21 protein-coding genes, 1 tRNA gene and 2 pseudogenes are annotated in these 24252 nt (G+C 31.4%); 14 read left to right on the top strand and 10 right to left on the bottom strand.

Annotation, left to right across the window (positions count from 1 at the left end; genetic code table 11):
• Positions 1 to 27: 27 nt before the first annotated feature.
• The 4 genes from JMI89_RS00355 to JMI89_RS00340 all read right to left on the bottom strand — a co-directional run bounded on the left by JMI89_RS00355 (position 28) and on the right by JMI89_RS00340 (position 2707).
• A complete protein-coding gene (locus JMI89_RS00355) occupies positions 28 to 327 on the bottom strand; it encodes a PTS sugar transporter subunit IIB (RefSeq protein WP_187755554.1) in 300 nt (99 codons plus the stop codon).
• 30 nt (positions 328 to 357) lie between these two features.
• Positions 358 to 1179: a rhamnulose-1-phosphate aldolase gene (gene rhaD, locus JMI89_RS00350; RefSeq protein WP_187755553.1), complete on the bottom strand. Its 822-nt coding sequence runs from the start codon at positions 1177 to 1179 to the stop codon at positions 358 to 360.
• A gap of 10 nt (positions 1180 to 1189) precedes the next feature.
• Positions 1190 to 1660, bottom strand: coding sequence for a PTS sugar transporter subunit IIA (locus JMI89_RS00345; RefSeq protein ID WP_187755552.1), 471 nt, complete (start codon positions 1658 to 1660; stop codon positions 1190 to 1192).
• Positions 1661 to 1879: 219 nt separating this feature from the next.
• Positions 1880 to 2707 carry a helix-turn-helix domain-containing protein gene (locus tag JMI89_RS00340; RefSeq protein WP_187755551.1) on the bottom strand — a complete coding sequence of 276 codons (828 nt, stop codon included), beginning with the start codon at positions 2705 to 2707 and terminating at the stop codon, positions 1880 to 1882.
• A 1005-nt stretch (positions 2708 to 3712) separates the two neighbouring features.
• Between JMI89_RS00340 and JMI89_RS00335 the strand changes: the two genes are divergently transcribed.
• Positions 3713 to 4528 carry a hypothetical protein gene (locus JMI89_RS00335; protein WP_220679030.1) on the top strand — a complete coding sequence of 272 codons (816 nt, stop codon included), beginning with the start codon at positions 3713 to 3715 and terminating at the stop codon, positions 4526 to 4528.
• 934 nt (positions 4529 to 5462) lie between these two features.
• Here the strand turns inward: JMI89_RS00335 and JMI89_RS00330 are convergent.
• The gene (locus tag JMI89_RS00330; RefSeq protein ID WP_220679029.1) at positions 5463 to 6089 is read right to left on the bottom strand and encodes a TetR family transcriptional regulator; all 627 of its coding nucleotides are present in this window, start codon (positions 6087 to 6089) and stop codon (positions 5463 to 5465) included.
• 699 nt (positions 6090 to 6788) lie between these two features.
• Here JMI89_RS00330 and JMI89_RS00325 point away from each other — a divergent pair.
• Entirely contained in the window at positions 6789 to 8270 is a 1482-nt protein-coding gene (locus tag JMI89_RS00325; protein ID WP_187755549.1) for an MFS transporter, read from the top strand.
• Between the two features lie 736 nt (positions 8271 to 9006).
• Here JMI89_RS00325 and JMI89_RS00320 read toward each other — a convergent pair.
• Both JMI89_RS00320 and JMI89_RS00315 read right to left on the bottom strand, forming a co-directional pair.
• Positions 9007 to 9927, bottom strand: coding sequence for a LysR family transcriptional regulator (locus JMI89_RS00320; protein ID WP_187755548.1), 921 nt, complete (start codon positions 9925 to 9927; stop codon positions 9007 to 9009).
• A gap of 93 nt (positions 9928 to 10020) precedes the next feature.
• The gene (locus JMI89_RS00315) at positions 10021 to 10944 is read right to left on the bottom strand and encodes a DMT family transporter (RefSeq protein ID WP_187755547.1); all 924 of its coding nucleotides are present in this window, start codon (positions 10942 to 10944) and stop codon (positions 10021 to 10023) included.
• 422 nt (positions 10945 to 11366) lie between these two features.
• On the opposite strand from JMI89_RS00315, the pseudogene JMI89_RS00310 reads away from it, so the two are divergent.
• Positions 11367 to 12574: pseudogene (locus tag JMI89_RS00310) on the top strand (IS256 family transposase).
• A 422-nt stretch (positions 12575 to 12996) separates the two neighbouring features.
• Here the strand turns inward: JMI89_RS00310 and JMI89_RS00305 are convergent.
• Positions 12997 to 13536 carry an HPP family protein gene (locus JMI89_RS00305; protein ID WP_187755546.1) on the bottom strand — a complete coding sequence of 180 codons (540 nt, stop codon included), beginning with the start codon at positions 13534 to 13536 and terminating at the stop codon, positions 12997 to 12999.
• Between the two features lie 114 nt (positions 13537 to 13650).
• On the opposite strand from JMI89_RS00305, the gene JMI89_RS00300 reads away from it, so the two are divergent.
• The 5 genes and pseudogenes from JMI89_RS00300 (at position 13651) to JMI89_RS00280 (ending at position 19293) form a co-directional block, all read left to right on the top strand.
• Complete coding sequence (locus tag JMI89_RS00300; protein WP_220679028.1) at positions 13651 to 14208, top strand: TetR/AcrR family transcriptional regulator; 558 nt, start codon at positions 13651 to 13653, stop codon at positions 14206 to 14208.
• A 68-nt stretch (positions 14209 to 14276) separates the two neighbouring features.
• Positions 14277 to 14696: pseudogene (locus JMI89_RS00295) on the top strand (bifunctional aspartate transaminase/aspartate 4-decarboxylase); the annotation flags it as partial.
• Positions 14697 to 15084: 388 nt separating this feature from the next.
• Entirely contained in the window at positions 15085 to 16251 is a 1167-nt protein-coding gene (locus JMI89_RS00290; RefSeq protein WP_187755543.1) for a serine hydrolase, read from the top strand.
• Positions 16252 to 17282: 1031 nt separating this feature from the next.
• Positions 17283 to 18431 carry a hypothetical protein gene (locus JMI89_RS00285; protein ID WP_187755542.1) on the top strand — a complete coding sequence of 383 codons (1149 nt, stop codon included), beginning with the start codon at positions 17283 to 17285 and terminating at the stop codon, positions 18429 to 18431.
• Positions 18432 to 19140: 709 nt separating this feature from the next.
• The gene (locus JMI89_RS00280; protein WP_187755541.1) at positions 19141 to 19293 is read left to right on the top strand and encodes a hypothetical protein; all 153 of its coding nucleotides are present in this window, start codon (positions 19141 to 19143) and stop codon (positions 19291 to 19293) included.
• Positions 19294 to 19387: 94 nt separating this feature from the next.
• Here the strand turns inward: JMI89_RS00280 and JMI89_RS00275 are convergent, their stop codons facing one another.
• Complete coding sequence (locus tag JMI89_RS00275) at positions 19388 to 19744, bottom strand: tetratricopeptide repeat protein (protein WP_187755540.1); 357 nt, start codon at positions 19742 to 19744, stop codon at positions 19388 to 19390.
• A 557-nt stretch (positions 19745 to 20301) separates the two neighbouring features.
• Positions 20302 to 20389, bottom strand: a tRNA-Ser gene (locus JMI89_RS00270).
• Positions 20390 to 20570: 181 nt separating this feature from the next.
• Between JMI89_RS00270 and JMI89_RS00265 the strand changes: the two genes are divergently transcribed.
• The 6 genes from JMI89_RS00265 to JMI89_RS00240 are packed head-to-tail and all read left to right on the top strand — an operon-like array spanning position 20571 to position 24129.
• Positions 20571 to 20900: a TusE/DsrC/DsvC family sulfur relay protein gene (locus tag JMI89_RS00265; protein ID WP_187755539.1), complete on the top strand. Its 330-nt coding sequence runs from the start codon at positions 20571 to 20573 to the stop codon at positions 20898 to 20900.
• A gap of 10 nt (positions 20901 to 20910) precedes the next feature.
• Positions 20911 to 21207, top strand: coding sequence for a cell division protein FtsB (gene ftsB, locus JMI89_RS00260; protein ID WP_187755538.1), 297 nt, complete (start codon positions 20911 to 20913; stop codon positions 21205 to 21207).
• Positions 21208 to 21212: 5 nt separating this feature from the next.
• Positions 21213 to 21929, top strand: coding sequence for a 2-C-methyl-D-erythritol 4-phosphate cytidylyltransferase (ispD, locus tag JMI89_RS00255; protein ID WP_220679026.1), 717 nt, complete (start codon positions 21213 to 21215; stop codon positions 21927 to 21929).
• Positions 21930 to 21958: 29 nt separating this feature from the next.
• Positions 21959 to 22438, top strand: coding sequence for a 2-C-methyl-D-erythritol 2,4-cyclodiphosphate synthase (ispF, locus tag JMI89_RS00250; RefSeq protein WP_187755536.1), 480 nt, complete (start codon positions 21959 to 21961; stop codon positions 22436 to 22438).
• Between the two features lie 15 nt (positions 22439 to 22453).
• Entirely contained in the window at positions 22454 to 23479 is a 1026-nt protein-coding gene (truD, locus tag JMI89_RS00245; RefSeq protein ID WP_187755535.1) for a tRNA pseudouridine(13) synthase TruD, read from the top strand.
• A gap of 23 nt (positions 23480 to 23502) precedes the next feature.
• Positions 23503 to 24129 (top strand): protein-L-isoaspartate(D-aspartate) O-methyltransferase, encoded by a 627-nt coding sequence (locus JMI89_RS00240; RefSeq protein ID WP_220679024.1) that lies wholly within the window; start codon positions 23503 to 23505, stop codon positions 24127 to 24129.
• Positions 24130 to 24252 lie beyond the last annotated feature (123 nt).

The following is a 24252-nucleotide window of genomic DNA, read 5'->3' as shown; positions in this document are numbered from 1 at the left end:
ATAAATGCTTTGTTATATTGAACAGAACTAAATATCGAGTTTTTCAATAGTTTTTAATAGTTCTTCAATAAAGCCTTCTTCATCTAATCCTGTTAATAAACCAACAGCATTTATACAAGGAAGCTGATAAGTCCCTTTTAAGGGACTGGTGTGAACAATAATATCCCATTTTCCTGAAGTTAATTGACCATCAACCCCACCAGGATTGACTTCTACTGTTTTAGCCTTATACCCATTCACTTCAAGAATATCTTTAACCTTCTCTGCAACCATAGAGCTTGTTACTGTTCCAGAACCACATACAGAGATTACATTAATATTTTTCATAAACATGCTTCCTTTTTATTTATTCATCAACTACAAAATACCTTCACGGGGAACGACATTAAATGCTTTAGCTAAACTTTTAAGTTGTTCAGTTGTAATAGATTGTTTAATACCCGTAGTAACCGAGGCGGATTGTAAATAAATATCAGCCGCTTTATCTACAGTTTCAACCAACCCAAAAGCATCATCCATACTAGTGCCAGCACCCATAATTCCATGATGAGCCCAAATTACCACCCGACAATATTCCATTCTACGTGCTGATTCCCAACCAAGTTCAACTGTACCGGCAATCATCCAAGGCACGATTGAGACGCCATCCGGAAAGACGATCAAACATTCTGTTATTTGTTGCCATAATGTTTTAGTGAATTTTGATTCATCCAAATCATGTACAAATGTCATAGCAATGGTTGATGTTGCATGGGTATGGAAAATGACACGATGTTCAGGATCAACACTTAATCGTGTTGCATGACATTTTAGATGCGATGCAAGTTCGCTCGTAGGATTTCCACCATTAATCAGTCCCCAAAGTTTTTGGTATTTTGTTCCATCATCAGATATTTTAATGATAACTAAAGTATCGGCAGGATTGGTAATTGCATTACGAAAATATTTTCCTGACCCAGAAACTAAAAATATTCTATTTTTTAATTCTGGAATGGGAATTGGCATAACGGATTCCGAAATAATTTTTGATGTATCCAAGTATGGTGCAACTTCTTCTTCTTTTAATAAATAACTGATATTACCACCATTTCTTTCAGCCCAACCTTTTTGCCATAATTTGTATGTAATATCACACATTTCACGTATAAATGGTGCTGTTTCAATATTATGTTTGATCATAGAATTTACCTCATAAGTCTATATTTAGTGAAAAGAATTGATAAATTTCTTCAATATCAGTTAAAGATTGAAGTTTATTTATAGTTGTTTTTTGACTACATAGCCGCATTAGTTTTTGCAATAGCTCGACTTGATTTGCACCATTTGTGACACCCAGTGCAAAAATCCAAGTGACATCTACTTTTTTATCAGTACTGCCCATTTCAATAAATGTCAGAGGGGAATTTAATTTCGTTATATCAATAAAAGGTTTTTTAATGTGTTGAGGGTCAGTATGTGGAATTGCAATATTTATTGTGGAAGTAACTAAACCCGTTGGATAGATATTTTCTCTGCTGATAATGTTAGATAAATAACTTTCTTCAACATATCCTTGTGTAGATAACCTTTGATTAAGTTCCGAAAAAAATGCTTCCTGACAATCATAGTGTTGCTTAAATTGTATTAAAGACTTGTGCAAAAATTGGTCTGCAATAGACATGGTATCTCAATCCCCTATAGTATTTATTAAATAAAAACAATACTTTAATTCTTATAAACTCTTTATAAGAAGCATTTATTTAGGTATTAAGATTAATATATAGAATAAATATTTCATTAAACTCATGGACAAGTTTTTATTTATATTGTCCAAGTTTTAAATAGGTAAGTGATGAGGTTCACAAAATATGAAAAAGGTTCAATATTGCAAAGTTAAAATTTATATTCGCTTACCTCCCGACATTTGTATGGTGCGAGGTGAAACGCCAAATTCTTTCTTGAAACAGGTAGCAAAATAGGATTGATCTTCAAAGCCATTTGCCATGGCAACGGAAATGACCGACTCATTTGTATATAACAATTGATAATAGGCATTAAACAATCTTAATTTTGTGACAAAACGCTGTGGTGAAAGATTGATATCTTTATCTAAATAACGATGTAGAGTCCGAATTGGAACGGAAAATTGTTCGGATAGTGCATTCCAGTTAATATTCTCATCAAAATTATAGAGTAGCCAGCGTATTAACCGTAAAAAACGGCGTTCGCTACTATTTTCCTGATTATAGTGATAACTACAATGCCTTAAATTAACTAAAAAACGTAAAAATAGACTCTCTTGTTCAATATAAGTTTTTTTTGCACTCGCGATCAGTTTATTTAAAGACATTTCAATCGTATTTACACTATTTTTATCTAAAAAACGATGGATATGGAATGAGGCAAACTGTTTTGGGATTAAAGCTTCAAATCCTTTTATTAAAACAAAATAGGAAGATGGTAAGTATAAAATACTAATTGCCTCTAAATTTTCTGTATGTTCATAGATATGTAAATCAGTGGATTGAGTAAAAAATAACATTCCAGGATAAATTGGGTAAGGTTTGCCGTTAACAACATGCAAACCAATTCCTTTTTTTATTAAAGTAATTTTACTAAATTCAGAATTGATTGAATATGCTTTCGGTAATCGAGATGTTATAACAATATTTTGGTGTTCGGAAACAAAGAAATCTTGATAAGAGTTAAAGCTATTATTTATTATCATTATTAAATATAAAAAATCAAAACTTCGTTCTATATTATAAAAGTTTGTTGCCAAAATCATTATAATTTAGCACTAAAAAGTTATTATTTTAATTAATGATTGAAATAATTCACTTATTATTGTAATTAAACACGACTTAGCATTAGAAGAATAATTGTAACGCATAGAAGATTCAAACCCAAAATTGCAAGTATATTGCTATCAAACTTTAGTAACAACTAACCCAATTATTTAAGTGTGCTACTGGTAAGTCATTGAAAAAATCTATCAAAAAAAATAACATAAAACTATTAGGTTACATTACATATTATAGATACGGGTATTTTATAAGCTAATCTAATGGTAAAATTTTGATTGGAACAGATAATGAAAAAGTAAATAATGAAATAAGTAATTTGCTAAATCAACTTGATATTATTTAATATTAAATGTTTATTATATGCTAATTAATAAAAAGAACTAAAATTGAAGATTCCGAGCAAATCTAAAGAAACGAAAAAATTTCGTTTGAAATAGATGGAAGCCATTAATGAAGAATTAGAAGATATTGCACTAAAAAATAAACGAGCAAAGTTGCCTTTAAAACAATATCTGAATGACTCTGCTTAGCTGTAAATGATTTTTTAATAAAACACAATAAATCTTCATTTAATATTAGTCAACGTTGCAAGGGGTTTAAATGAAAAAAGTTTTAGTATTGATTATGGCTATGTTTTTATTATGATGTAATGAAAAGACCTAAACGGTAGAAGATTTCAAAAATAACAAAGATCTATTAGATGAATACAATAAAAAATGTAAAAATGGGTAATTAGGCAGCTTTAGTCTTACCTATATAAATGCTGCTGAATCAACTTTTTCATTAAGAACAGGAACACCACCAAAAAGCCCCCCCACGCTTGGGATTAATTTTATCAACTATTGTTTAATATTTAGTATTTGTTAAAGATATTGTTTAACAGTTGATAAAGCTATTATAACTATTTATTAAGGGAATGATTACTAATGAAAAAAATAAATTTATTTTTTTGGATGCTATCAATTATATATTTTATTTTATCTGGAACATGCTTTGCCAATACAAAAGTTATTCATGTTGTTGTCGCATTATGTGATAACAAATATCAAATGATAGCTCCAGTTCCTGAAAAAATAGGTAATGGACAGGATCCTCAAAATAATTTGTATTGGGGGGCTGCATATGGATTTAAAAGCTATTTTGCAAAGCATAAAGAGTGGCAAATTTTAAAAATCCACAAACCGACCAATGCAAAAATATTAGAAGAAATCGTTTATAAGCATCGTAGTAAAGATGTCTATCTTATTGCTCAAGCTTATGATGGATACTATATTAGTGATGCAGTAAGTGATTTTATTGATTATTCATCGGGTAATAAACAACAATCATTTTCTTTTGATAATAAAAAAATTATGGCCGGGGGTAAAGCGGATTTGGTGGTTTATATCGGTCATAATTATTTGATGGAATTGTCATGGCATAAATTACTACCCGATAGTTGGCGTTGGAATACCTTATCAAAAGAACAACAAGAACAACAAAAATCACGCTATGCAGCGGTTTTTGCTTGCAAGAGCCAACAATATTTTTCATCACCTTTGTCGCGTTTAGGTATAACACCGTTAATTTTAACTCGGCATAATATGGCTCCTGAAGCTTATAGCGTTTATGCTATGATTGAAAGCTGGTTAAAGGGTGAATCAAAAGCTAATATCCGGTTAAATGTTGCTTCTGCATATAGTAAATATCAAAAATTAAGTAAGCCTGCGTTACAAATGTTTACCACCGAATATAGTGAATAATTATTGAAATCAATTTGAAAGTTATTATCGTTATAGTATAGATGTTACATTATTTATCTAACCATTAACTGTCAATTATTAAAGTTAATTTCGTCAGTTTGAGCAATGTTTTTGATTAATGCGGATATATTATCCGTGCTTAAATTAAGTATGTTTAATATGCCTTTTTAAAACCTTGCAAGATAGGAGATTTATTTGGTTGTCGCCACTTATAAAAGAATTTGTATTATTGGCTATTGTTATCGCTTTACAAGCTTTTGAGCTATTTAAGTTAACTGTATAACCTTGTTTGTAGCTAGTCGGTTATGCGTTTATGTGGTGGCTGAGGAGCGAAATGGCAATTGTTTGTCTGATCTCGGCATTATCATGGCAAATCATGCAATCATTAAGCATGTAGTGACTCAGTTAAATCAAATATCATAAACTTTTGCTGAGGTGGCTGTATGCGATTATGATCTAAGACTTAAAACATTATTGATAAGAATAAAAGAAGCGCTAAATTTAGAGATGATTCTAGCGGTTTATTTAAACTCAGCTGGGGGTTATATCGCTTATAATCACAACGAAATATCTTCATTTTTTGTGCAAAGCTAAAACATAATAAGCTATTAATTTTTTATTATTAAGAAAATAAGTTGCTATTTTATGCATAAGGGGGGATTAATGTTTTAGCTTCGGTAACAAATTCCATCAAGGAATAAAAATGCGCTACTTTGCATATGAAAGACATCTATTACTTCTAGTAATATGTTCAGCCTTTAATTTAAAGATATTTCACAAAATTTTTTGGTGATACAAATACTTTTTTAATATCTATAAAGATTTTAAAAAAAATCCGCATCATAGATATTTATGCAAGTTCATTTTATTCAAAAATAAAGTTGCATTGGGTAATCATTTGAAAAATTTTAGTAAAATTCCCTTTATAATGAATTCAAGATTCACAAGGATAGTTCATGCCTTTTTCAATAAGAATAAAGGTTTCGTCAAGTACATCATAGAATGAAGCGCGGTCTTTATGCTCTTTCCATATATCATAAGTAGCACTATACACATACTCTAATAAAGTTGATAATATCGTTGGTCTAACATCATATAAATAATCTACTCCCATTTTTTTTGCTATTAGTTCTGTAAGAAGCTGCTTTTTAGCTTTTAATATTTCATGATTCTTTGCGCGGATTGATGGATGGTTTCGGATCAAATCTCTAAGTGTTTTAAAACGATTTGGATCAATGCCATAAGCTCCTTGTTCACAAGATCTTGTTACATTTACCGATGCTTTTCTCATTGCTAGTAAAATAGGTTCATTTGCTGGTCGAGATTCTAATGCTGTGATAATTTCATCATATTCAACTAATTGATAATCCAACACAACATCCTCCTTACTTGAAAAATAACGGAAAAACGTCCTAGGAGATACATCAACAAGGTTTGCAATATCGTTTATCGTAGTATTATCAAACCCTTTTTGTACAAATAATTTAAATGCAGCTTCAACCAGCTCTTCACGCATTTTAATTTTTTTTCTTTCTCGAAGTGAGTCATTTAATTTCGTCACGTATTAATGCTCCGTTAATAAATAAGTTGCGTATTACAGTTTATAATTTATACCTTGTCGACTCACCAGCTTATAGTATAAAACCAGATTAGATATGTAAGCAAATATAGTTCACTAATTTCTTGTCAATCACAAGTACTTTGCATATACTTTATTTTATGTCATCAAATGACATTTTACATAAAGAGAAATGTTTCATTTTATGACAACTTGTATGATTAGCTATTCTACGAGCCTTTATAAATCACAATTTCGATTGTTAACATAATTAAAAGAGGGCATTTTTTATATAGAATTTATATCTTTTAACGTTAAGAATTCATTTAAAAAAGTCGTTGTTACGTATTTAATTCTGTTAGATGGGATGACTAAAGAGCAAAGCGTATTTTTAGTTTTTTAAGGAGAGAGAAGAGAATGGTTTATGAAGAAAAAGTCATTCCTGATGAAATTTATCACTTTTACTCGGAATTCTATCCTATTAGGGCTCATATAAAAGGCCATGGAGTGATTAGTTGAAATAAATAAAGGCATCCAACTAATGAAAAAACAAGTATTAAATAACAAAAATTTTTCATCGATGCAATTTCATCTGATTTAGTTTTAACTCCTAAAGGTACCAAAATTCAAAAAAATAAGCTCACTATTCTTAGTGACAATCAACCATTACAACACAAACTTTATCAGTTTAAGGAATGAATTATGATAGATAGAAATGAAGCGTGTTCTTTTGTAAACACAAAAGCGGATAACAAAGCATGGTTTGGTTTAATGACTATATTAGCGTTAGTTCTTTTAGTTTCAATGGATGGCTCTATACTGTATTTGGCTATGCCCAAAATTACATCATCAATTTTACCTACAGCTGATCAGTCATTATGGATCTTAGATATTTATGGACTTATTGTTGGTTCTTTATTAGTAACGTTCGGAAATATAGGTGATCATTACGGTAGGCTAAAATTAATCATATTTGGTTCAATAACTTTTGGTATTGGTTCACTTTGTGCAGCATTTTCTTCTAATCCAGGAATGTTAATTATCAGTCGAGCAATTATGGGGCTAGGAGGTGCTACATTATTGCCATCCGGACTTGCCATTCTCAGTAATTTATTTTTAAATCCAAAACAGTTAGCACAAGCAATTGGAATATTTGCAGCTACTTTTGCGGCGGGATTTGCTATTGGACCAATTATAGGCGGATTTCTTCTTAGTAAATTTGATTGGGGTGTGGTTTTTTTTATTAATCTGCCGATCATTATCTTGTTTTTAATTTTTTCACCTATTTATCTGAAAGAAGTTAAACAATTAAACTATGGAAAGATCGACATATTAAGTTTAGTTTTATCGTTTGTAGGGATTTTATTTTTTACTTATTCGATAAAAAGCGCTGCAGCTTATGGTATATCAACTTTACAAATCACAATTGGTTTGATTGGTATTATAAGTTTAATTTGGTTTATCACAAGACAACATCATATTAAATATCCTTTATTAAATATATCCTTATTTAAAGATCGTGTTTTTTCAATTGCGATTGTTACTGGTTTATTATCCTTGGTTGTATGGTCAGCTTCAGGTTATTTGACGGGTATCTATCTTCAATCTGTTCTAGGATTTGACGTTTTTACCGCTGCATTATTTGCTCTACCGGCTGCATTGGTATTAATCATAACATGTATCGTTACCAATAAAGTTGCTGATCGTATTGGCAAAAAAACTTCACTCATTATGACTCATTTACTAATTAGTTTAGGGGCAGCAACGCTATTATTTACCAATACAGCACACGGAGCCATAGCTGTAATAGTTTCATCAATTATAGCGGGTGTTGGATATGGTTTATCTTTTAGTCTGGTTGCTGAAATAGCTGTTTCAGCAGTACCTTCAAAAAATGCAGGTGCTGCTGCTTCTTTAGCTGAAACAAGTAATGAAATAGGAAATGCTTTGGGAATTACGATCTTGGGTTCTTTAGCTGCATTTTTCTTCAGAATTTCTGGCCCCCAAATTGCTGGAACATTAAATGAAACGCTTGATTATCCCAATTTAGCAATTGCATTAATAAATCAGGCAAAAGAAGCCTTTGTTGAAGGAATGCACATTGCCATTGGTGTGGCAAGTACGCTAACTTTTATTGTCGCTATACTAGCAATTTGCTGGATTCCTAAATCAGTTGCCAAATAAACCTTTAGTGTAATTATGCTTTGCTCCATATGATATCAACAACATAAGAAAATATTCAGCGATTACGGCTATTGGCGAGATTATAAATATTTCGAAGCCCTATCTATAAATAAGTAGCAATAAAATATTGCCACGATATAAAACTGTAATTTCTGAATAATATCGCTAAAGATTCAATTTTATTTCTAATCATGGGTATTGCTATTAGAAAATCCATTAAAGGAGGGAGCAAAATTTGCTAAACTTGCTTTTGATAGCAGTGACTATTTTTTTTAAAAATTAGGCGGTGCTTTTATTTACCAGCAGGCTCAACAAAAAACAAATATAATATTTAAAAGGGAAAAAAGTTATTTTTAATTATTAGTCATACTGCAATTTAAGTGGGAATATTGCGTGTTATTACAATATCCTCGGAGCTTGAATTTATGCTCTATAAATTGATAGATAGACAGTAAATGTTATTATGATTAATTGTACTATTATTATTGGATTTATAGAATCATATGTTAATTGGAAGATTATAAAGAAGTACTTTTTATAAATATAGAATATATAACTCTCATCATTTGTTTGATACGTAATTTTTTTAGAATCTATTCAAAAAAGCTATTAAAACTTATTCACTACAATAAGTTTGATTTAAGATATATATCGTCAATGTTTTTCAATGAAAAGCTAAATTGTAACGCTATTTTTGTATAATGACTTTTATTTCCAATTTATTATTTAACTTAATTTAAGTTAATTTTTTTGCAAAATAATCAATGAATACTTTAAGTTTGATCGATTTTTTATAAGCCGAAGGATAAAGAAAGCAAAACTTCCAATTATTTTCTTGTTTATAATCTGGTAAAATTTCAATTAATTCATTCTGTTGTAGTTCCTCTTGTACAGAAAAATTAAAGAGCTGAACTATGCCGCCATCATTTAATGCTAAAAATTTAGTTGATTGGATACTATCAAAAATTTGTATTTGACTATTGTTGATAGTATCTTTAATGGTGTCTTTGTTCAAGGATACCCATTGAAATCGCTTGTTATTTTGACTTAAACTAAAATTGATACATTTATGATATTTCAATTCAGAAGGGCAAGTAATCATGCCATTTTTAGCAAGGTAATTTGGGCTAGCGTAGAGCCCAGTTGTTGCATTAAATAAGTTTTTTTTGATTAGAAATGCTTCTAGTTTGGTATTTTCTCGTATAAGCCTAACAGATAGATCATATTCTTCAGCAACAAAATCAATATTTCTATTAGTGATATAAAAATCAAGTTTCAAATAAGGATACTCTTCGGAAAAATTAGCTAGAAAAGGCGAGATTTTATAGTTGAAAAAAGTCTCTGGTACACTAATTTTTAATTTACCACCGATAGTATTTTTTTCTGTTTTTATAAAATGTTCAGCGTTATTTAACATATCTAATATTTCGGAACATTTTTTATAATAGATACGCCCCTCTCGTGTTAATTTGACTTGCCGTGTTGTACGTGAAAATAAATCAAATCCGATTTTATCTTCAAGTCTTCTAATTGAACGGCTGACAGCAGCAGGAGTAATATTTAAATATTCAGCAGTAACTGAAAAATTTTCATTCTCTGCTGCAATTAAAAATAATTCAAGACTAGCGATATGCATATTCTTTAGCTGCTTTTTCACTGGATTGCCTTCATAAATCTAAAATAACTACCACAATATTCTATAATTTCGATTAAATGAACTCAAGTTAAACAAAAATCAAGATGTTATCTATTATTTATTTGCTAATCTCATGAAATAATTATTAAAAATAAGTGCAATAATAGTGATTGTTGAACCAATTACCTCGAAATATGAAAGACAATGACCTTGATATATGCCAATAATGAAAGAAAACACAGGTACTAAATTTACAAATAAAATACCATTGATAGCACCAAGACCATTGATTCCAGCATTCCAAGTGACGATTACTAATGTTGTGATAACAAGTATAAAAATATCAAAGCTGCAGGTGATGAATGCTTTTGAACTTGGTGGGCTGGCTATATTTAAATAAGATACTATTAAAGTAATAACAATAATACTTAACACGCCAAGAGAAGAACTTAATGCCGTCACTCTTAACGCACTCCAATTATGCTTTTTAAGCATTGTATTTGCAAAATAGGTATAAATAACCCAGCAAGTTGTAGCAGCTAACAGCATTAGGTCACCAACGACGCTTGATAATACTATCAGATGATTAAAATCCCCATTCGTAATAACTAAAACAATTCCTACAAAAGCTAATAAGGTACATAATATTGTTTTAATATTTGGTATGTTTTGATTAAGGATAGATGATAAAATCATGGATAACATTGGCATTAATGCTAATATGATTGTTGCATGTTCGGCAGAAGAGAACCCAATGCCAATGAAAGTCAGAAAGTTTAAGCCAGCAAAACCTATTGTTCCAAAAAGCCATAATTGGAAAGTTTTACCCTCCGTTTTATAACTTTTTTTACCTTCTATAATAAACAAAACAAAGTTTACCAGAATGGCACCGAGAATATAACGAATAAACGTAAGATAATAGCCATCTATGCCTGAAGATACTGCATGTTTTGAAGCGGGGTACATAACCCCCCAGCCAAATACAGTGATTAATAAATATAATGTGTATTTACCGTTTTCTATTCTAATGTTTTTCATAACAGTCAGCCTTTTTCACTTATAATTATTTTATTGACTTTTATAATCTTTTTAGAACAAAAGAGCATTATATAATGAGTAATATCATTTATTACAAAAGGTAATAAATGTGTTGATTGTCATAATAGTTTTTTTTTATTTTTAAATAAGGCAATTAGGTGACTTTGAAATGAAGTATTGTGTTGATAAAGAAATGGCTATGCAAGTAGTCAGTTATTTTTATGAAAATAAAAATTTTGATAAAACTTTAGAATGGGAATTTTTATAGTTTAGAGAAATACTATCAAAGTAAAATTAATTACCTGCATATCAATATAGAAGATTGATCCTCGCCCAAAAAATAGATTGATGGACCCTATAAATAAATTAGTGTATTTGTCTATATTTGAACTACTCTAATGAGAAAAAATAGGTAGATATAAATGGACGAAAAAAGACTAAGAGAAATGGCCGCAGAGCTCGCCAAAGGCATAAAAACTCAGGAAGATTTAGGTAAATTAACGGGCTTTATGAATAAGTTGGTGATTGAGACGGCTTTAAATGAAGAAATGGCACAGCATCTAGGTCATGAAAAACATCAGAAAAAACGAGGTAGCAATACTCGTAATGGTTATAGTAAAAATACCGTTATAAGTGATGATGGCGAGTTAGAGCTTGCCATTCCACGAGATAGAGAAAGCAGTTTTGAACCTCAGCTAGTTAAAAAGCATCAAACACGCATCGATAAAATTAATCATCAAATTCTCTTTTTGTATGCCAAAGGTATGACGACAAGGGAAATTACCAACACATTCAAAGAGATGTATGATGTTGATATCTCTCCGATTCTGATTTCTAAAGTGACAGATTCAGTAAAAGAGCAAGTGGTCGAATGGCAAAATCGTCCGCTTGAGAATCTGTATCCAATTATTTATTTGGACTGCATTGCGGTCAAAGTGAAACAAGATGGAAGTATCATCAATAAATCCGTTTTTCTTGCGCTAGCCATCAATGTGGAAGGTAAAAAGGAACTGCTTGGCTTATGGATGGCAGAAAATGAAGGTGCCAAATTCTGGTTGTCAGTACTCACAGAACTTAAAAATCGAGGTGTCGAAGATATCTTAATTGCTTGTATAGATGGATTAAAGGGCTTTCCAGATGCGATTAATACGGTGTATCTGGATACTAAAATTCAACGCTGTATCATCCATATGGTGCGCAGTAGTCTGAAATTGGTGAGTTGGAAAGATTACAAAGAACTAAGCAAAGATTTAAAGATGATTTATCAGGCTCCAACCGAAGAACAGGCATTACAGGCACTCGCTCATTTTGAGGAGATTTGGGATGATAAGTACCCGTATATTGGTCAATCCTGGCGCAGACAGTGGGAAAACCTCAGCACCTTCTTTGTTTATCCTCAGGATATTCGCAAAGCGATTTATACCACCAATGCAATAGAGTCTTTGAATAGTGTTATTCGTCATGCTATCAAGAAAAAAAGGTATTCCCGACCGATGACTCAGTTAAAATGGTCATCTACTTAGCGATACAACAAGCATCTAAAAAATGGACTATGCCTATTCAAAACTGGAAGAGTGCGATAAATCGATTTATTATAGAATTTGGTGACAGAATGACTCGTCACCTCTAACTGGCAAATACACAAAATCTAGGATAGGGTCCTTCGCCAACCTGAATTTTATTGTTTATATCACATAGCTATCTTAAAAAATTTTTATAGAATATTGTAGAGCTTTTTTGTTGGCGTTGAAGTACAGGACTAATTTTGATTAAATTAATATTATTTTTAATCAAGTTCAAAGCTAGGTTTTGAGTATCACAAATTATTTATTTGCTAACTATTCTAGCTTCCCTTTTAATGAAACCGGTTATGAAAGTACCGCCTACTATATTCGCACAAGCTATTTTAAAAATTATTTAAAATAACAGTATTTACAGCTTTGTCTTTTCCTAAAATATTAACCGCAGCTTCAACATCACTATTAACTATAGTCTTTGTACCTATTTGTTAACCTATCCAATAAATATTTATCTCAAGTAAAGTCATATTTATTACTCCTTCTTTTTATCATTAAAAAATGCTAACCAATAAATTGGCCACTGGTTTTTAGATAGTAGATTGTTAACAGCATAGGCTATTATTACCAGAGAGATGGAGCCTGAAAGCACGGGAAACAATAAAAAACTGAAATCGTAATTAACCTGACTTGCTGTTAATAATATAACCAACGGATTCGCACCTGCTGGTGGATGTACACATCTTAAGAATTGCATTGCTGCAATAGCACAACCCACCGCTAAAGCAGTAATAAAAATTGAATCACCAAATAATTTCAAAAATATAAGACCAATAAATGCAGATATAAGATGCCCAAAAATTACATTCCTTGGTTGTGCAAGAGGAGACTGAGAAACAGCAAATAAGATAACACATGAAGCTCCAAACGGAGCCATAATAAAATAGCTACTAGAATAGATAGTCAGATATTCCAGAGTTAAAATTGCCAAAGTTCCGCCTAACAGTCCTTGAAATAAATCAAGTAATTTAGGTCTATTAGGTAGTTTTTCACTACCCCAAAGAAAGAATTTCATTAATTGTTTTCCTTATAAGTTATAATATATGAATAGAAAATATGAACAGATCTGTACACAAAATTGATAGTAGTACAGATCTGTTCACTTTGCAATTTATTTAGGTGATTTATTTTGAAAAAAACAGATGAATTAATTATTAAGACAGCAGAAAAACTGTTTTATCGAACTGGTTTTACTAGTGTAGGAGTAGATGATATTAGGGATATATCAGGATGTTCTAAAACAACTTTATACAATCACTTTGGAAGCAAAGATAAACTTATCGTAGAAGTGTTAAAACATAGAGACTCAATATTTCGTTCAAAGCTTGAGGATTCTATTAAAGGACTCAATGGAAAAAATGCTATTTTGGAAATATTTAAATGGCATAAAAAATGGTTTTCTGAAGTGGATTATAATGGCTGTTTATTCATGCGAGCAGTGGAGGAAATGCGTGAAACCTTGCCTTGCGTATCAGATATACTTATGGAGCATAAAGAATTTGTTAGACATCTAATTTATTCAAAACTTGAAGATTATTCATATAAAGAGTCTTTGACAAATAAACTGATGGTGATTCTTGAAGGATTAATTAATATTAGTGTAGTGTATAAAAATGATAGGGATCTTAATGATCAGATTGAACAAGATACCATTAATTTAGTATCAGAGATGATGAATAGGAATTAAGAATACAAATTAAAAATGTTTAATTGAAAGTAACTGTCAAATCAGAAAAATAATAATTTTCGAATTCACTTAGTGCATTGTGTGAAATGAGGGATACTGATCAAAGTTATAACGCCGCATTGAAATCGTTAATTCGTCGTCGAGCAGCATCATTGTATCAACATTTGGGACTTGAGCATCATACTGATGAAAATAGTGTCGATTATTATACCTTAATTGATCTAGAACATATTTGTCGTGAACTTTATGATGATAAGTTTGCTAAATGGATCTTAAAAAATAAAAATCCATCTGAAATGTTATTTAGAATTGCTGATGAAGCTGGTGTAGTTTTATTACCAGGTAAAGGGTTTGCAGTGCAACATCCATCTGCTCGGGCTTCATTAGCTAACTTAAATGAATATCAATATGCGGCAATTGGTTTATCTATGCGTAAACTTGCACAAGAGTATTATGCAGAGTATCAAGGTAAAGCTAATAAAAAATAGATAATCATACTGATTAACTTATCAACTCTACTATCAAACCCTAGTTTATCTAGGGTTTTTTATTGTGATTTTATTTAATAATTTAAGAATAGTGTATTGGTTTTTATTATTAATTTATGCTAGTAACACAATAAAAAGCTTAAGGAATTTTCTGGATAAATTTATGATCTAAGGTTAATAAAAATAGAAACTATCGTTAGTTTAAGTTATCAATATTATTGATAACCTTGTAGTTTAGGTTCTACCAGGGATACAAGATAAATCTGATAAACTTATTTAAAACAGCTAAATAATTTTATTGGTTAATTAAATTAGATTATTATTTAAAAATTATATATAAAAAAGTAACACCCATTATTAAGTTATAAATAATGTATAAGGATGTATTATGAATACTAACCATCTATCAGCAGCAATGTCTAAAAGTATCAATCACGTCAATCAAGAAGCTATAGAAAACAAAAGAATCGTTGGTTCTGTTGTTATAGTGGCTAAAAATGGAGAAATTATCTATCAGCAAGCTTGTGGTTATGCTAATCGTGAACAAAAAATACCTATGCATACTGACTCGCTATTTTTATTGTCATCTGTTACGAAGCCAATAGTGACAGCTGCTGCATTATGTTTAGTAGAAAAAGGATTACTTAATTTACAATCGCCGGTTACCGATTATCTTCCTAGCTTCACTCCTAAGCTTGACAGTGGTGAGCAACCGATTATAACTTTACATCATTTACTGACTCATAGTGCTGGGTTGAAGTATCGATTTGATGAACCTAATGGTAAAGGTAATTATAATTCTTTGCAGATTTCTGATGGTTTTGATCAAATTGCTATCAGCTTGGAAGAGAATCTTAAGCGCTTATCTCAAACTACACTTATTTACCAACCAGGGACGAGTTGGTGTTATTCATTAGCACTAGATGTATTAGGAGCAGTAATAGAAGCGGCCACAAAGCAATCATTAGCAAGTGTCATCAAAACTCTAATAACCGAACCTTTAAACATGCCACACACTGGTTTTACTATATCTGAAAGCAGTCTATTGGTAACTCATTATTATGATGCCACTCCAGAGCCCTTACCAATGCCAAGTCCATATTTTATGCATTTAGGTGCGGAATGGAATAATGGAATTTTATCTTATGATCCTAAACGGATATACAATAATAATGCTTACCAATCTGGTGGCGCAGGTATGGTTGGCAATGCGTGTGAGTTTATACAATTTTTGTTAGCATTAACCGCAAAAAATAATCCAATAAGCGAACAAAAATTAATGGATAAAATGGCTAAATGTTATATTAGTAGTGACTTTGCTACTCAAGGTCCAGGTTGGGGATTTGGTTATGGCGGTGCGGTACTTGATAATCCAGCTATAGCTCAAACACCTCAAGGTGAAGGCACAATAGAGTGGGTTGGTGTGTACGGACATGATTGGTTTTACGACCCTCAACAAGATTTAGCAGTTGTTATTTTTACTAATACAGCGATAGAAGGAATGTCAGGCCTATACCCCAAAAAAATCAAAGAGGCGGTATATCGTTGTATTTAAAGTAATAGCTAACAAAATCGATAACTACATTTATTATTCTAAGTTAATATAATATTAAAAGTTCTGTTCTATCGTAATGAATTGATTAATAAATTGTTCTTATTGAGATTAGCTATAGTATCGTTTCTAACATTAGCTAACAACAGCACTGGTACTTTGTTAATGGTGAGTTATATTCTTTGGAAACAGAAGCTCTGATTATCATCGACACTAAAATCGATGTCTCATATCAATTTTAGAATGTAACAGAGCATGATGTTACTGAAACTATTTCCTTCACCTGTTTCAAATGGACAAAGTGAAAGTGATTTTGCCTATCCGACGATCTGCTTAATAATTTTTAAGTTTGGTTAATGGTATAAATATTAAACCTAACAGTCACCACAGCATTAATGTCATATGGCGTTACACGACCAATATTCCTAAACACTTCGACTTTCAGTAGCCATTGATTTAAAACAAGCAATGCTACGACTTGCCTAAACAATTTAGTTATATTTTTACAATTGGTACCAACTGATTAATACTGATTGGATAAATTACATTAACTATTGAAAGAGATACAGGTGAATTGATTTTCCCTTGTTGAGAATTATTTATACAAAAATCAATGAAAATCGATACCCAATTATCAGACAAATAAGGTAGTGTAATTAATTTATTAATTTAGCATTAGTATTTTCTCGTTGTTGATAACGACAAGATGAGTTAACTTGATAGTATCGATCAATTCAAAACTTGATTATAAACATATAAATAATTTGCTATTCACTATTATTGTCATGATAATAATATGAAAATATAAAATAGCTGAAAATATATAAAATATGCGAATTTTTATTACAATTTTGCTCTCAATTGAATACCTTTTAATTTTTTTTCGACTTGGTCAAAATAGAAACCTTATACTTAGCGATCAAAATGTAACTACAGGTTTAATTATCATTTTATTTATTTTTAATGCAATTATCGGGTTATGTTACTTACTAATCAAATCCAATAAAAAGACAAGTGACTACATAACAATTACAATGTTATTTACAATTATCTTTTTTATCCCGATAAATAACTTAATCATAGAAAATAAAAAGCAAAATTATAGGCAGCAAAAAAAAGCACATGAAGAGGAATTACTTGGCGATACTTTAAAACCTTTTTATGAAGATAAAGGAACATTAGATGAAAGACGGATTCAAAATCTAAGAGAGAATTTCGCTAAAGGTTATGCAACAAACGGTGGTAAATTTTATTATGGTAGTGCTAATTATGACAAACCAATTTGTCATAAATTTAAACACTCTTTTGTTACCGATGACCAAATGTACATTATTTTAAGTTGTCAAAATCCGGATAACAGCATATTAAGTTATGCGCTAGCTACTCAAAAAGGTAATTCCTCATTTGTTAATCCTTGGAATGGTGGAAGATTAGATCACTATGAAGATTATTTAGTTTCAGAATATCCTTATATCAATTTACTCGATGATAATGATTATACTATTATCTATAAAGATCCTGTTGATGGAACTAGATATGGCAAATATTATGACCAACTATATGTTCTACCAATGTTAGACAAGAATGAAAATGAACTAAAATCCCATATTAGTGATCGTATTATTGAATTTCAAAAACAACATACTCATCAATTCCCTAATGATAAAGTGATTAAATTAGCTTACTATTTACTTGGTTCAAATCAATGCCAATCAGTAGATGATGTCAGCTTATTTGGCGATGATAATTTGATAATGAAATGTAATCAAAAATCTTTTACCGTCAATTATGAAAAACTTTATCAATCAGTCCCTGTTCCATCTTTAATGATTCCATTAGAAGTATTGGGTGATAATCATGATCAGCAAGACTGTTTAATTTGTGCTTGTTCAAAAACAGGTCAGGTACAATTGGAAGAAGCGTCTGATTTTGATGCATCAGCTCTAAAAGAGAGAATTGCTGAACAATGTCAAAATGATAACCAATGGCCTTATAATAAGTGTGTTGGTATTTATTATGAGAGTTTATTAAAAACCGATTTTGGCAATTACTTAAGAGCATCTATCGTCCATGTAAAAGAGGGGACTAAAGTGGCTCAATGTATTGTGGAAGTGTCAGAAAAGAAGTTTACAGAAATACAAACTGGACTGAAAACGAATGGTAACCTGCGTAAAGCTAATTAGTTTAATTGCTAGATGGTATATTGAATAGTATTTTTATTTTATCTTGTTGGGTTTTGATTGGTATTTAGGAAAGATGGCGGAAGGGCTAACTTATCAAAATTATTTTTATACGATTGATTTAAAATCATATTTTAAATAAAAAATAAATCTGCACCCGTTTTAGTATCCGTTCACTGTCTGTACCTTAACTGATCTAAACAGAAACTAGCATACATATATTTTATTTTTTAACAAATGTAGTATAGCAAAGTTTACTTATTTTTAGCTGGTATCTGTAGTTAATTTTTCAGCATATTTTGAACAATAAATAAAACATTCCTTTTGACATGAATATGAAAATTTTTCATACACCTTTGCATAGATATCTGTCAGTATTTTTTGCATTTTAATTGTTCTAATTAGCTGCAATGCAGCAAAAGAACATAAATGTTAATAATCTAATCATTTAATATTATCTAACTCATTATTTCTTAAATTCTTCAGCACTAGCACGAATTTATTTTCAAAGATTCCAAAGTAATCTTCTAAAAGATTAGCCTGATCAGCCCCTGCCTTTTTAATAATTAACTCATCAATCTTAAGATAGGGTAATAATTTATAAAGTTTATTTGCTGCGTAGAAACTCTGATTTAAGCTTATAATTTCATAAACAACCATGCTGGTTGTTACATTCGATAATACTAATGGTAGATTTGTTTTGGTAAAAACAATGGAAACAACAAATTATAATCATATTGCTAGCAACACATATTATGTTGTCATTCCAGCGCACGCAACATTTAGTGTTAGTATGCACGAGAGCGATAAACATCATAAAACGGGCATTCCCGACATCATTACGCTTATGACATTAAAAAAATAAAAAAAACGCTTTAGTAGCGGTTTTTTATTATCTGGAGAAATTAAAATTATGGCAAAAATTTCGGGAGTTTTAACCGACGGTGCAGGTCAAGTTATTAATTAAACTTATTTAATTTTTTATAATAACCACATGCAATTACAAATTTTTGGTCACAAGATTTTTTAAACCATTCTTTTGCAATAGATAAATTTTTAGGTACTCCTTTGCCAAAATAATACATTACGCCTAAGTTGTGTTGAGCATATAAATTACCTTGCTCTGCGGATAATTTATAATAATTTATAGCCTTCTCATAATCTGTAATTGTACTGTTGCCATCAGAATATATCTTACCTAACTTATTTTGAGCTTCTGCGTCTCCGTTGTTTGCTTTCTTAATTAACTCATCAATATCATAAGAATAAACACTAAACGAAAATAAGATAAAAAATATCGCTATTATTTTTTTCATGGTTGATCTCAATAATTAATAAGATGATTATTAAATCATATCCAGTTAAAAGATTCATCTTCAATCTTCAACTTAACATACTCTACCGCATCTTGATACGATTCAAAAATTCCGATTTTGTTTAATCCGTTATTCCGATAAAAGCACTACCAGTCATTGTGTATATCGAGAGAGAGGAAAAATCAAATACGAATCAATTTCGCAATCGTAAATTGAATCGGTGTCAGGGTCGGTTAGTATGTAAATTGTTTTGTGTAGTTTATTGTGATCATGTTATGAAAGATTAGTTAGTTTTATTCATCATAACTAATAATTTTCTTGAGTGTGAATTGAAGTGAAAAGCTGGAAAGCGGATCGCAGAAATTTGCTAAAAATGGTATGAGTTTTACCCCAGCAAAAAAATTGATGATGATTTTCACTGTACGTAAAACAGGTATTTTAGGGAAAATAGATATGTGAGAAATATATTCTAACTGTATATTCTAAGTGATATATTTGGGAAGAGAGTTATTTATTGAGTTTTGAATTGTAACTATTTGATTAATCTTTAGGAAAGATGGCGGAAGCGCAGAGATTCGAACTCTGGGAGGGTCGCCCCTCGCCGGTTTTCAAGACCGGTGCTTTCAACCGCTCAGCCACACTTCCGCAATGGCTGTGAATATTAAAGTAGACTTGGTAATTTGTAAATAGCTTTTTTTATTTTTTTTATTGTTTGCTTTAAATTTCATCAAATATAGTAAAAAATACTGTTTTTTATAATAGTTAACGATGCTCAATAATATTTAATTCTGTATAATGTTCTTAATTTTATTATTGTCGGATCACTATGTTAGAGTTAAATGGTAAAGTGATTGCCACTGATAAAGATGGCTATTTAAAAAATTGGCAGGACTGGACGCCAGAATTAATTCATCAAATTGCAAGAAATGAAGCGATAGCATTAACGGATGCCCATTTAGAAGTTATTAATTTTGTAAGAAGTTTTTATTTGGAATATAAAACCTCACCAGCGATTAGAGCTTTGGTTAAAGCAATGGAAAAGAAACTAGGAGCAGAAAAGGGAAATAGTCGTTATTTATATAAACTTTTCCCTGCTGGTCCAGCTAAACAAGCAACAAAATTAGCTGGGCTACCTAAACCAGTAAAATGTATTTAAAGGTACTTCAATGTTGTTAAAATGGCGGTTATCAGTATTATTGATCATAATTTTGTGTTATTTACAACATTCTTTGTGGTTTGGTAAAAATAATCTATTTGATTACTGGCAAAATCGCGATATTGTTAATCAGTTAACCCAGGAAAATGATCAACTAAAAATGCGTAATGAGCATATGTTCGCTGAAGTTGCTGATCTTTACCAAGGTTCGCAAGCGGTTGAAGAAAGGGCAAGAAATCATTTAGGTATGATTAAGCCAGATGAACATTTTTATCGCATTGTTACTGAGTCCGTTCCATCAAGATGATCACTATGATTAAATCAAATGAAGATAATATAGTTGCGCTGGTACCTGCAGCGGGAATCGGTGCTAGAATGAATAGTCCAATAGCTAAGCAATATATTAAAATTGGTGCATTAACGATTTTAGAGTACACGTTAAATAATTTATTGGCTTTCCCTTTAATTGAAAAAATTGTGGTTGTACTGCATCCAAATGATAATCAATTTCATTTGTTACCTATTTCGCAGCATGCAAAAATTCAGATAACCTATGGTGGTGAAAATCGTGCTGATTCGGTTCTTGCTGGTTTAATGTTATTAGAAAATGATGATTGGGTTTTAGTTCATGATGCTGCACGTCCATGTGTAAATCATGCCGATATTTCGAATCTTATTAAACAAACATTACGAGAGCGTAAAGGCGGTATTTTGGCTACCAGAGTGACAGATACTATAAAAAAAGCATCATGTTATGATATGAATTATATTGAACAAACTTGTGATCGACGTTTATTATGGGCGGCAGCAACGCCCCAGATGTTTAATGTTAAGCAATTAAGAGAAAATTTAGCTTTTGCGCTTAAACAAGGATTAACAATTACCGATGAAGCATCAGCGATGGAGTTAGCGGGGATTCAACCTAGATTGGTTGAGTGTCGACGTGATAATATTAAAATCACCCGTATGGAAGATTTGGCATTAGCAAAATTCTTTTTGCAAGAACAAGGTTTTTATCAAGAATCATAACTTTTAAATTAAAAAGAAGAGAGTAGGTGATGAGAATAGGTCATGGTTTCGATGTGCACAAGTTTGGTGGGCAGGGTCCATTAACATTAGGTGGGGTGAAAATACCTTATGAATTTGGTTTTATTGCTCATTCTGATGGTGATGTAGTATTACATGCTATTACTGATGCTTTACTTGGTGCTTTAGCGTTAGGTGATATCGGTCAACTCTTTCCTGATACCGATAACCAATATAAAGGTATTGATAGTCGGATTTTATTAAGAAAAGCATTTGAAATTGTAAGGTCCAAAGGATACCAATTAGTAAATTTGGACGCGACTATCATTGCACAAGAGCCAAAAATGAAATCGCACATTCCTCAAATGCGTATAAATATAGCTGAAGATTTAAGCGCACATTATGAACAAATTAGTGTTAAAGCCACAACGACAGAACAGCTTGGTTTTACCGGCAGAAAAGAAGGGATTGCTTGTGAAGCAGTGGTCTTACTGACTAAAATCAATCACTAATAACTGTATAATATTATGGTAGACAAATTGGAACATCTTAATTATCTAAATGGTAAACCCCAAGTTACGGGGGTTTATAAACAATGTAACCAAGACTTCATTGTTAAGGAAGATCTAGGTTATGAGCTCGATGGTGAAGGAGAGCATGTTTTTGTTGAAATTCGTAAAGAAGATTGTAATACTTTATTTGTTGCAGAACAATTAGCCAAGTATGCCAATATTTCAACCAAATTAGTCGGTTATGCTGGATTAAAAGATCGTAATGCAGTGACGACTCAATATTTCGGCTTACACATTCCAGGTAAGCTAACACCTGATTTTTTTCAATTTCAGATTGCGGGCTGTGATGTTTTATCAGTGACCCGACACAAAAAGAAGTTGCGTATCGGTGGCCTAAAAGGCAATTTCTTCTCATTGCGATTAAAAGAAATTAGTGATAAATATGCACTTGAAGAACGATTACAAACTGTTCAAAAATGCGGTGTGCCTAATTATTTTGGGGAACAACGTTTTGGCCGTGATGATCACAATTTAACTCAAGCGACACTTTGGGCAAATAATGAGATTGTAGTTAAGGATCGAAAGAAGCGTAGCTTCTATTTATCGGCGGCACGTAGTGCAATATTTAATGGCCTAGTCAGCCAAAGAATAAAGAGTGATATTTTTAACACAGTGCTTAATGGTGATGTGTTACAACTTGCCGAACGTGGCAGTTGGTTTCTGGCAACAGTTGCTGAATTAGAATGCTTACAACAACGTGTTAATTCTGGTGAATTAAATATTACTGCGCCAATGTTGGGTGATAAACAATTAAATACCGCAGATGAAGCTCTCGCTTTCGAGACAACCTACATTACTCAGCATTGGTCACCATTATTGCCATTATTCAAAAAAGAACGATTGGAAACGCTGCGACGTGCAATAATCTTAAGACCAAAAAATCTTGAATGGCAGTGGTTAGATGATACAACAATCACCATTGATTTTTGGCTTCCTGCGGGATGTTATGCAACAAGTGTATTACGTGAATTAATCGCTTAATTCAATAACAAGGAATTGATCTGATGTTTAACTTAAAAGTGCAATCATTGATTGAACAGCTTATACAACTTGGTATTCGTGACGAAATGGTATTAAGAGCAATCGCCGCTATACCTCGTGAGCATTTTATCGATGAAGCACTTTCTCATCAGGCTTATGATAATCGTTCATTGCCGATTGGTGTAGGACAAACAATATCTCAGCCTTATATCGTTGCTAAAATGACAGAACTATTAAATTTAAAACCTTCCTCAAAAGTTTTGGAGATAGGGACCGGTTCAGGTTATCAAACGTCAGTATTGGCTTATTTGGTAGAACATGTTTGTTCTATTGAACGGATTAAGAGTTTACAGTGGCAAGCAAAACGACGCTTAAAACAACTTGATATTCATAATGTTTCAACTCGCCATGGTGACGGTTGGTTAGGGTGGCCTGAGCGTGCACCTTATGATGGTATTATTGTTACGGCTGCTGCTACAGAAATTCCACAGGAGTTAATTCTTCAACTGGCCGATAAGGGTCGTTTAGTTATTCCTGTTGGACAACATCAACAATCACTACAACTTATTGAAAGAAATCAAGAACAATTTACCATTAAAATCATTGAAGCCGTTAATTTTGTACCCTTGGTAAAAGGTGAATTAGTATAATAACAAGTTTATTTACATTGAGAATTCATCCTACTTTTTGATATGTAATATCATTTGTCAAATTAAATCTAAAGAAACATGAAAAATCACGGTATATAACGAATAGCATTTTGTTACAATGTT

Source organism: Frischella sp. Ac48 (assembly GCF_019641635.1).
Taxonomy (GTDB): Bacteria; Pseudomonadota; Gammaproteobacteria; order Enterobacterales; family Orbaceae; genus Frischella; species Frischella japonica.
Note: the sequence above shows the minus strand (reverse complement) of the source record. Positions and strands in the feature narration are given on the sequence as shown.